We start from the raw sequence: 9,988 nt of genomic DNA on the forward strand, positions 1-9,988 counted from the left end.
CATTTACACTTGGCGGCCCGGTGCAGCGCTTACAATATGCGGGATCGAACGACAGGCGGGCGCGCAGCCCGTCCTCTTTATACGGATTCATGGCAAAAGCTCCTTATTCCGCCCAGGCACAGGCGTTGCCGCACCGGATGTCGAAGCTCCTCACGGAGATCCGCTGGATTCTCCAGGTCGCGCTCTGCGCATTTCTGGTGATGGCCCTGCTGAGCTACAGCCGGCGCGATCCGAGCTGGACGCACGCCGCCCAGGTGGACCACATCTCGAACTGGGCCGGCCGCGTCGGCGCCTGGACGGCCGACATCATCCTGCTGCTGTTCGGCCTGTCGGCCTACTGGCTGATCGTGCCGCTCGCGCGGCGCATCGCCGTCAACTACCGCCGCATCACGCGTCACGAGGCGGTCGTGGACGAACCCGAGCGGCCGATCGGCTGGCTCACCGAAATCTTCGCGTTCGTGCTCGTCGTGCTGGCGTGCGACGGCATCGAGGCGCTGCGCATGTGGTCGCTGAAGGTGCAGTTGCCGCGTGCGCCGGGCGGCGTGATCGGCGAGGCCGTGGCGGGCGCGATGTCGCACGCGTTCGGCTTCACCGGCGGCACGCTGCTGCTGCTGATCCTGCTCGCGATCGGCCTGTCGCTGTATTTCCGCTTCTCGTGGCTGTCGGTCGCCGAGCGCGTCGGCGGCGCGATCCTGTCCGCCGTCAATGTCGCGAAGCTGCGCCGCGAGGCCGAGCGCGACCGCAAGCTCGGCGAGGCCGCGGCCGTGCGCCGCGAAGGCAAGGTCGAAGAGGAGCGCGTGCGCATCGAGGATCACGAGCCCGTGACGATCGTGCCGCCGGTCGTCACGCCGGCGAAGTCCGAGCGTGTCGAGCGCGAGCGCCAGGTGCCGCTCTTCACCGACCTGCCGGGCGATTCGACGCTGCCGCCGGTATCGCTGCTCGACCCCGCGCCGAAGGCGCAGGAGGCGATTTCGGCCGATACCCTCGAATTCACGTCGCGCCTGATCGAGAAGAAGCTGAAGGATTTCGGCGTCGAGGCGAGCGTCGTGGCCGCGTATCCGGGCCCGGTCGTCACGCGCTACGAGATCGAGCCGGCCACCGGCGTGAAGGGCAGCCAGATCGTCAACCTCGCGAAGGATCTCGCGCGCTCGCTGTCGCTCGTGTCGATCCGCGTCGTCGAGACGATTCCCGGCAAGAACTACATGGCGCTCGAGCTGCCGAACCAGCGCCGCCAGACGGTGCACCTGTCCGAGATCATCGGTTCCGAGGTGTACGCGGCCGCATCGTCGGCGCTCACGCTCAGCCTCGGCAAGGACATCGGCGGCAAGCCGGTGTGCGCGGATCTCGCGAAGATGCCGCACCTGCTGGTCGCCGGTACGACCGGCTCGGGCAAGTCGGTCGGGATCAACGCGATGATCCTGTCGCTGCTGTATAAAGCGACCGCCGAGCAGGTGCGCCTGATCCTGATCGATCCGAAGATGCTCGAAATGAGCGTCTACGAAGGCATTCCGCACCTGTTGTGCCCGGTCGTCACCGACATGCGCCAGGCCGGCCACGCGCTGAACTGGACGGTCGCGGAGATGGAGCGCCGCTACAAGCTGATGAGCAAGCTCGGCGTGCGCAACCTCGCGGGCTACAACAACAAGATCGACGAGGCCGCGAAGCGCGAGGAGAAGCTGCCGAATCCGTTCAGCCTGACGCCGGAAGATCCCGAGCCGCTCGGCCGCCTGCCGAACATCGTCGTGGTGATCGACGAGCTGGCCGACCTGATGATGGTCGTCGGCAAGAAGGTCGAGGAACTGATTGCACGGATCGCGCAGAAGGCGCGCGCGGCCGGCATCCACCTGATCCTCGCGACGCAGCGTCCGTCGGTCGACGTGATCACGGGCCTCATCAAGGCGAACGTGCCGACCCGGATCGCATTCCAGGTGTCGTCGAAGATCGACTCGCGCACGATTCTCGACCAGATGGGCGCCGAATCGCTGCTCGGGATGGGCGACATGCTGTACCTGCCGCCGGGCAGCGGGCTGCCGGTGCGCGTGCACGGCGCGTTCGTCGCCGACGACGAAGTGCACCGCGTCGTCGAGAAGCTCAAGGAGCAGGGCGAGCCGAACTACGTCGAGGGCCTGCTCGAAGGCGGCACCGCCGACGGCGACGAGGGCTCGGCCGGCGCGGGAACCGGCGAAGGCGGCGGCGAGTCTGATCCGCTGTACGACCAGGCGGTCGAGATCGTCATCAAGAACCGCCGCGCGTCGATCTCGCTCGTGCAGCGGCACCTGCGGATCGGCTATAACCGCGCGGCGCGGCTGCTCGAGCAGATGGAGCAGTCGGGGCTCGTGTCGGCGATGTCGTCGAGCGGCAACCGCGAAATTCTTGTGCCGGCGCGCGACGCGGAATGAGTCCGCGGCGTTCGCGGCGCCGGCCACCCAGGGAGAAAACCGCAATATGCAGCAACATTCGTTCGCAATGTCCCTTCGTTCGACGCGGCGCTGGCTCGGCGCGGCGCTCGCCGGCGCATCGCTGATGCTCGCGGCGACGCACGCGTTCGCGGGCGGCACCGAGCAACTGAAGGCGTTCGTGTCGCAGGTGCGTTCGGCGAAGGGCGACTTCACGCAGCAGATCGTCAAGGCGCCGGCGAAGGGCGCGAGCGCCGCGCAGGCCGTGCCGAAGCCCACCGACAATTCGAGCGGCACGTTCGTGTTCGCGCGCCCGGGCAAGTTCATCTGGACGTACCAGAAGCCGTACCAGCAGGTGCTGCAGGCCGACGGCGAGAAGCTCTACGTGTATGACCGCGACCTGAACCAGGTGACCGAGCGCAAGCTGAACGGCGCGCTGGGCGCGAGCCCGGCCGCGATCCTGTTCGGCAGCAACGATCTCGACAAGAGCTACACGCTGCGCGATGCCGGCGAGAAGGGCGGCATCGAGTGGCTCGAGATGCTGCCGAAGGCGCAGGACACGCAGTTCCAGCGGATCGGCATCGGCTTTCGCAACGGCACGCTCGCCGCGATGGAGCTGCACGACGTGTTCGGCAACGTCACGCTGCTGACGTTTACGAACATCCAGACGAATCCGCCGCTGAAGGGCGATACGTTCAAGTTCGTCGTGCCGAAGGGCGCCGACGTGATTACCGGTTGACGGCGCCGCACGCCGCTTGTTCGCAACGGGCCTGCCGGCGACGGCAGGCCCGTGTTGTTTTCGGGCGCGGGCACCGGGCGCGGGCACTGGGCGCGGGCAGCAGGCACGGCGGTGCCGTCGCGCGGCTGTCATAATGTCGGGTCCGGCGGCCGGTTCGGCCGCGACTGTTTGATGTGGAGCGAGGGTTCATGTCCGATCTGTTTCAAGTCGAGCCGCGCCGGCCGCTCGCCGAGGCGCTGCGGCCGAAGACGCTCGCCGAGGTGATCGGCCAGACGCATTTGCTGGGCGAAGGCAAGCCGCTGCGGCTCGCGTTCGAATCGGGCAAGCCGCATTCGATGATCCTGTGGGGGCCGCCCGGCGTCGGCAAGACGACGCTCGCGCGGCTCACCGCGCTCGCGTTCGACTGCGAATTCATCGCGCTGTCCGCGGTGCTCGGCGGCGTGAAGGACATCCGCGAGTCGATGGAGCAGGCGAAGGACACGCTGAACCGCACCGGCCGCCACACGATCCTGTTCGTCGACGAGATCCACCGCTTCAACAAGGGGCAGCAGGACGCGTTGCTGCCGTTCGTCGAGTCGGGGCTCGTGACCTTCATTGGTGCCACGACCGAGAACCCGAGCTTCGAGGTCAATTCGGCGTTGCTGTCGCGTGCGCAGGTGTACGTGCTGAAGTCGCTGGACGACGACGAGATGCGCCAGTTGCTGAAGCGCGCACAGGAAATCGCGCTCGACGGCCTCGCGTTCGACGACAAGGCGATCGATACGCTGGTCGGTTATGCGGACGGCGACGCGCGGCGCTTCCTGAACCTGCTCGAGCAGGCGCAGACGGCGGCCACGTCGGCCGGCGTCGCGACGATCGATGCCGATTTCGTCAGCAGCGCGATGACGCTGAACGCGCGGCGCTTCGACAAGGGCGGCGACAACTTCTACGACCAGATCTCGGCGCTGCACAAGTCGGTGCGCGGTTCGAGCCCGGACGGTGCGCTGTACTGGTTCTGCCGGATGATCGACGGCGGCGCGGATCCGAAGTACCTCGCGCGGCGGATCGTGCGGATGGCGTGGGAAGACATCGGCCTGGCCGACCCGCGCGCGCTGCAGGTGGCGAACGACGCGGCCGAAACCTACGAGCGGCTCGGCTCGCCGGAAGGCGAGCTCGCGCTCGGGCAGGCGGTGATCTATCTCGCGTGCGCGGCGAAGAGCAACGCGGGCTACAACGCGTTCAACCAGGCGATGGCGTTCGTGAAGCAGGACAAGTCGCGCGAGGTGCCCGTGCACCTGCGCAACGCGCCGACCAAGCTGATGAAGGAACTCGGCTACGGTCACGCCTATCGCTACGCGCACGACGAGCCGAATGCGTATGCGGCCGGCGAGACGTACCTGCCGGACGGGATGCGCGAACCGCGCTGGTACAAGCCGGTGCCGCGCGGGCTCGAATCGAAGATCGCCGACAAGCTCGCGTGGCTGCGCGAACTCGATCGCGAAGCCGGCAAGAAGGACTGACGGCGCGGCCCGGAGCGGCCGGCATGCTCGTGGCTCGCGTCAGCGCTTGCGTGCCGGCTGCTTCTTCCAGTAGTCGAACGGCTCCTGATGGCATTCGATGTCGAGTTCGGCGATGCGCGTGTGCAGGCTCGACTGCGCGTCGGCGATCGCGAGGTTGTAGATCACCGGGCCGATCTCCTCGACGAAGAAATGCAGCAGCGCGCCGGCCTGGATATTGCCGATCGGCTCATCCATGTTTTCTGTGAAATAGCGTTGCAGTGACGCGATCGCGCGGTCGCGTATTTCCTTGTCCAGTTCGATGGCCATCGGGTTCCTTGGGGTGCTGTGACGTGGGGCGGGCGCCTCGCTCGATGCGCCGCCGCGGGCCCGCGCGGGCGTTTCGCGATCCGCGGCGCTTCGATGCCGCGCGATTTCGCGGGTGCCGACGGGCGGGCCGGCAACGCGATACTGCCATGGCCGTCGCGCCACGGTCATCGCCCGTTTGCAGCATAGTCCGTCCGTCCAGTGCCTTGGCGGCCCTGCGGTGCGTTAGAATTCCCGTCTTACACAACGATTCTCCAAGTCCTCCCATGCTCGACATCCAGTTGCTGCGCAAAGACCTCGACGGCGTCGCGAAGCGCCTCGCCGATCGCGGCTACACCCTCGACATCGCCGCGTTCTCCGCCCTCGAAGCGGAACGCCGCGCGATCCAGACCCGCACCGAAGAGCTCCAGGCGCGCCGCAACAGCCTGTCGAAGCAGATCGGTGCGATGAAGGGCAAGGGCGAGGACACGTCGGCCGTGATGGCCGAGGTCGGCGGGATCGGCGACGAAATGAAGGCGGGGGAAGCCAAGCTCGGCGACATCCAGGCGCGCCTGTCCGACCTGATGCTCGGTATGCCGAACGTCGCGCATGAAAGCGTGCCGGTCGGCAAGGATGAAGCCGACAACGTCGAGGTGCGCCGCTGGGGCACGCCGCGCCAGTTCGACTTCGAGGTGAAGGATCACGTCGACGTCGGCACGCCGCTCGGCCTCGATTTCGAGACCGGCGCAAAGCTCGCCGGCGCGCGCTTCACGATGCTGCGCGGCTCGATCGCGCGCCTGCACCGCGCGCTCGCGCAGTTCATGATCGACACGCATACGCAGCAGCACGGCTACACCGAAGCGTATACGCCGTACATCGTGAACCCCGAGATCCTGTACGGTACGGGCCAGCTGCCGAAGTTCGCGGACGACATGTTCCGCGTCGAAAAGGGCGGCGAGGAGAACAAGGTCACGCAATACCTGATCTCCACGTCGGAAATCTCGCTGACGAACACCGTGCGCGAGTCGATCGTCGAAGGCTCCGCGTTGCCGATCAAGCTGACCGCGCATTCGCCGTGCTTCCGCTCGGAAGCCGGTTCGTATGGCCGCGACACGCGCGGGATGATCCGCCAGCACCAGTTCGACAAGGTCGAGATGGTGCAGGTCGTCGCGCCGGATGCGTCGTACGCGGCGCTCGACGAGATGGTCGGCCATGCGGAAGCGATCCTGCAGAAGCTCGGCCTGCCGTACCGCGTGATCACGCTGTGCACGGGCGACATGGGCTTCTCGGCCGCGAAGACGTTCGACCTCGAAGTGTGGCTGCCTGCGCAGAACACCTATCGCGAGATCTCGAGTTGCTCGAACACCGAGGCGTTCCAGGCGCGCCGGATGCAAGCGCGTTTCCGCAACGCACAGGGCAAGCCGGAACTCGTGCATACGCTCAACGGTTCGGGCCTTGCGGTCGGCCGCACGCTCGTCGCGGTGCTGGAGAACTACCAGAACGCGGACGGCTCGGTCACGGTGCCGGAAGTGCTGCGTCCGTACATGGGCGGCATCGAGCGTATCGACGCGCCGGCACAGGCGTCGTAAGGTCGCGCGCCGGCGATCGCTTCAAGCCCTCGCAAAAAAATTTGCAAAAAGGGCTTGTGAGATTCGAAGAGATCGTTCTATAATCTTTTCTTTCGCGGAAACGACCAAACGCGAAATGCAGTAAAGCAGCAAGGAAGGAGAGGTGGCAGAGTGGTCGAATGTACCTGACTCGAAATCAGGCGTACGGTTTCCCCGTACCGTGGGTTCGAATCCCACCCTCTCCGCCAAAATACGAAACCCCTTGATCCGGAAGGATCAAGGGGTTTTTCGTTTTGGGCTTGCTAAATCGTGTGTCGCAAGGCGTTGCGGTGGCAACAGCATCGACCATCGATGCATTGGAATGTGCCGATGCGATAGCGACCGTGTTCCATACGTCTTGCTGCGCAGTGGGCAGCGTCGGCAGTTCAGTCTGTCCGGATCGCGGGGACGCGTGTCGCCGCAGCGAAGGAGATCAAGGGGCTCATCGAGCAGTCGACGCAGCGGGTTGACGAAGGCACCGTACTGATCGGCCGCGCGGGCGAGTCGATTCACGAGATCGTCGATGCGGTGCAGCGCGTCACGACGATCGTCGGCGAGATCTCGTCCGCGTCGCAGGAGCACAGTCAAGCTGTGGCCGGATATTGCGCGAGCACCCGGGCGCGGATCGACGGCTTGATGTTCGATTGCGCCATGTTGCCGCCGTAGTGCGCGACCACCCGCGGGTTCATCACGCGATACCAGAGCGGCGGCACGTACGCGAACAGGATCATCGTCGCGTAGCCGGCCGGCAGTTGCGGCGAATCGTCGAAGTGGCGCAGCGCCTGATACGAGCGCGTCGGATTCGCGTGATGGTCGGCATGCCGCTGCAACTGGTACAGGAACAGGTTGGTGACGACGTGATTGCTGTTCCACGAATGCTGCGGCGTGCAGCGTTCGTAGCGGCCGTTCGGCAGCTTGCGGCGGCCGAGCCCGTAGTGCTCGACGTAGTTCACGACTTCGAGCAGCGACGCGCCGTAGACGGCCTGGATCACGAGGAACGGGATCACGACCTTGCCGGCCATCGCGATCGCGATGCCCCACACGACGACGGTCATCGCCCATGCGTGCAGCACCTCGTTGCGCCAGGTCCACGGCGAATGCCCGAGCCGTTCGAGGCGGGCTTTCTCGAGCCGCCACGCGGAGCGGATGCTGCCGGTCACGGTGCGCGGCAGGAAGGCCCAGAACGATTCGCCGTAGCGCGCGCTCGCCGGATCCTCGGCCGTCGCGACACGTACATGGTGGCCGCGATTGTGCTCGACGTAGAAATGGCCGTATGCGACCGGCGCGAGCGTGATCTTCGCGAGCCAGCGCTCGAAGCGGTCGGTCTTGTGCCCGAGTTCATGTGCGGTGTTGATCGAGATGCCCGTCGCGGCGCCGAGCGACAGCGCGAAGCCGACGTAGTCGTACCAGGCGAGCGCGTGCGTGCCGACGATCCATACGCACGCGAAGAACGCGACGTATTCGACGAGGGTCGCGAGATAGACGATCAGCCGGTAGTAGCGCTCCCGTTCGAGGTGCGGCACCACGGCCTCGGGCGGATTGTCGCGATCGTCGCCGATCAGCGTGTCGAGGATCGGGATCACGCCGAACGCGAACAGGGGGCCGAACCACCAGAACACGTGCAGGCCCGTCGACAGCGCGAGCTGGGCCGCGAGAATCGGCAGCGTGATCGTCAGTGCGCCGAGCAGCCACAGGTAACGCTTGCCATCCGACCAGCCCGAAGCCGATCCATCGGTCGTTGCCATTGTCTCCCTCCCTCCTGCCGGCCGGCCCGAAGGCGACCGCCTGTACGGTTGTTCGAATTCTCGTTGGCCCGCGACGCACGCGCGGTTGAACCGGATCGTCGTCCGGTTCTGCCTGTTATACGACCCATGCGCACGCTTGCCAAACTCCGGCACTAGGCGTGCGGCTCCAAACGGCGGCGCGCGTGCGGCGCAGGCAGGGAAGGGCCCGCGCACGCCGATTGAAACATGCGGGAATGACCGGATCGGCCCGCGCGTGCGGCAGGTTTGTCAGACGGATGGCGTGCCGTGACGAGAATTGGCGTCGACGCTGCAGGTTCGCAACAAATGTTGCATTGCAATATGCGGAGCGGGATGACGACCCATGTCGCTTGCTTCGGCGTTACCAATATTACGGATCATTACGCCCTTCATGATGAAATTTACGGGGCCCGACCTGCGACTGCCTCTTGTCGCAAGGCGACTGCTGCCAGGCGTCGAATGAAGCCGTCACGGAGGTCATCCGGTTGCCGCGTCGATGCACCGATGCTGCACCTGCACACGGGCTGGCCGCATGGCCGCCCGCAGTGCCTGCCGCCTTTCGATTCGCGCTGCCATTTGAAAATTACGATTTGACTCATGCCCCGCTTTCGGTTGAAGCTAGTAGCTTGCTGTCCGAAGGGGGCTGTGCCTGCATGAGTTCGACCTTGACCGTTCGTCGTATCGTTGCCGACCAGGGCGGCGTGTATCGCGAACTCCGCGCTGCATCGCTGCGCGAGCCCTACGCGCCCGGCGAAGCGCCGGAGGCCGAATTGCTGAACGTCGAAACGGACGCAGCGTCGGCGATTGCCGCGCAGCGCGCCGTGTCCGACGAGTCGACGACTTTCCTGCTGTATACCGAAGGCCATCCGGCCGGCATGATCGGCGCGTATTTCGACAATACGCCCGATCGGCGTGCGTTCGTCAGCGAGCTGTGGGTCGCGCACGCGGTGCGCCATCTGCGCGGCGGCGTGCTGCTGCTGGAGACGGCCACCGCCTGGCTCGCCGAGCGCGGCGCCCAGGACGTCTACGCGTGGATTGCCGATGCGAACCGCAACGCGATCCGCTTCTACGAGCGCGCGGGTTTCGGCAACACCGGCGAACACGCGCCGATCGCGCGGATGCCCGGCGCGATGAAATCGCTGTACGTGTCGCAGGTGAAGCACTGACGCGACGTCAGAACGCGGGCCGCGCGGCGCGATGAAGGTCCGGTCGCCCGCTTGCCAGCCTGCTTTCCGGTTGCGCGCCCGCCCGGGCCGCCGCAACCCGGTTCCCCAAAAATAATGGCCGCGCGCGTGGACGCCTGTAAAATACGCAAAAAATTTTTGCAGAGTGTCCATGTCGCTTAAAAAATCGCCATTCTTCGAGCTGCGCAGCGGATCGGTCGATACGTTGCTGTTCACCGTGAAGACGACCGATCTCGATGCGTTGCGTACCGAACTGGTCAAGCGCTTCGAAGCGACTCCCGAGTTTTTCGCCGACGATGTCGTCGCGATCGACGTCCGCCGCCTGGCGGACGGCGAACGCGTCGCGCTGGCGGACATCCGCCAGATGCTGAACGACGTGCGGATGCGCCCGGTGGGTGTCGTCGCGCTGGCCACGCAGGGCTGGGCGGGGGAAGCCGGCCTGCCGTTGCTCGAGGCGCGCGATCGCCGCGCGCCGGCCGCGAAACCGGCCGAGGGCGCGGAGGCGTCGCCGGTCGCCG

At 66.1% G+C, this 9,988-nt stretch carries 8 protein-coding genes, 1 tRNA gene and 1 pseudogene; 8 read left to right on the forward strand and 2 right to left on the reverse strand.

Going from position 1 to position 9,988, the window contains the following annotated elements:
• The first annotated feature begins 89 nt into the window (after positions 1-89).
• The 3 genes from DPV74_RS34930 to DPV74_RS34940 all read left to right on the forward strand — a co-directional run bounded on the left by DPV74_RS34930 (position 90) and on the right by DPV74_RS34940 (position 4,634).
• Complete coding sequence (locus DPV74_RS34930; RefSeq protein WP_021163434.1) at positions 90-2,399, forward strand: DNA translocase FtsK; 2,310 nt, start codon at positions 90-92, stop codon at positions 2,397-2,399.
• Between the two features lie 46 nt (positions 2,400-2,445).
• The gene (gene lolA / locus DPV74_RS34935) at positions 2,446-3,135 is read left to right on the forward strand and encodes an outer membrane lipoprotein chaperone LolA (RefSeq protein WP_021163433.1); all 690 of its coding nucleotides are present in this window, start codon (positions 2,446-2,448) and stop codon (positions 3,133-3,135) included.
• A gap of 188 nt (positions 3,136-3,323) precedes the next feature.
• Entirely contained in the window at positions 3,324-4,634 is a 1,311-nt protein-coding gene (locus tag DPV74_RS34940) for a replication-associated recombination protein A (protein WP_027788118.1), read from the forward strand.
• A gap of 39 nt (positions 4,635-4,673) precedes the next feature.
• On the opposite strand, the gene DPV74_RS34945 is transcribed toward DPV74_RS34940, so the two are convergent.
• Complete coding sequence (locus DPV74_RS34945) at positions 4,674-4,940, reverse strand: DUF2164 domain-containing protein (protein ID WP_021163431.1); 267 nt, start codon at positions 4,938-4,940, stop codon at positions 4,674-4,676.
• 263 nt (positions 4,941-5,203) lie between these two features.
• On the opposite strand from DPV74_RS34945, the gene serS reads away from it, so the two are divergent.
• From serS to DPV74_RS34960, 3 genes are all read left to right on the forward strand, one after another.
• Entirely contained in the window at positions 5,204-6,505 is a 1,302-nt protein-coding gene (gene serS, locus DPV74_RS34950) for a serine--tRNA ligase (protein ID WP_021163430.1), read from the forward strand.
• A gap of 136 nt (positions 6,506-6,641) precedes the next feature.
• A tRNA-Ser gene (locus DPV74_RS34955) sits at positions 6,642-6,732 on the forward strand.
• Positions 6,733-6,967: 235 nt separating this feature from the next.
• On the forward strand, positions 6,968-7,189 hold the full coding sequence (locus DPV74_RS34960; protein WP_240440077.1) for a methyl-accepting chemotaxis protein: 222 nt from the start codon (positions 6,968-6,970) through the stop codon (positions 7,187-7,189).
• On the opposite strand, the gene DPV74_RS34965 is transcribed toward DPV74_RS34960, so the two are convergent.
• Entirely contained in the window at positions 7,108-8,268 is a 1,161-nt protein-coding gene (locus DPV74_RS34965) for an alkane 1-monooxygenase (protein ID WP_119338855.1), read from the reverse strand. The genes DPV74_RS34960 and DPV74_RS34965 overlap by 82 nt on opposite strands.
• Positions 8,269-8,810: 542 nt before the next feature.
• Between DPV74_RS34965 and DPV74_RS34970 the strand changes: the two genes are divergently transcribed.
• Together DPV74_RS34970 and DPV74_RS34975 are read left to right on the forward strand one after the other, a co-directional pair.
• Positions 8,811-9,452: a GNAT family N-acetyltransferase gene (locus DPV74_RS34970; protein ID WP_226113008.1), complete on the forward strand. Its 642-nt coding sequence runs from the start codon at positions 8,811-8,813 to the stop codon at positions 9,450-9,452.
• 169 nt (positions 9,453-9,621) lie between these two features.
• A pseudogene (locus tag DPV74_RS34975) lies at positions 9,622-9,988 on the forward strand (septum site-determining protein MinC); the annotation flags it as partial.

The organism is Burkholderia sp. HAN2018 (assembly GCF_024704855.1).
Classification (GTDB): domain Bacteria; phylum Pseudomonadota; class Gammaproteobacteria; order Burkholderiales; family Burkholderiaceae; genus Burkholderia; species Burkholderia cepacia.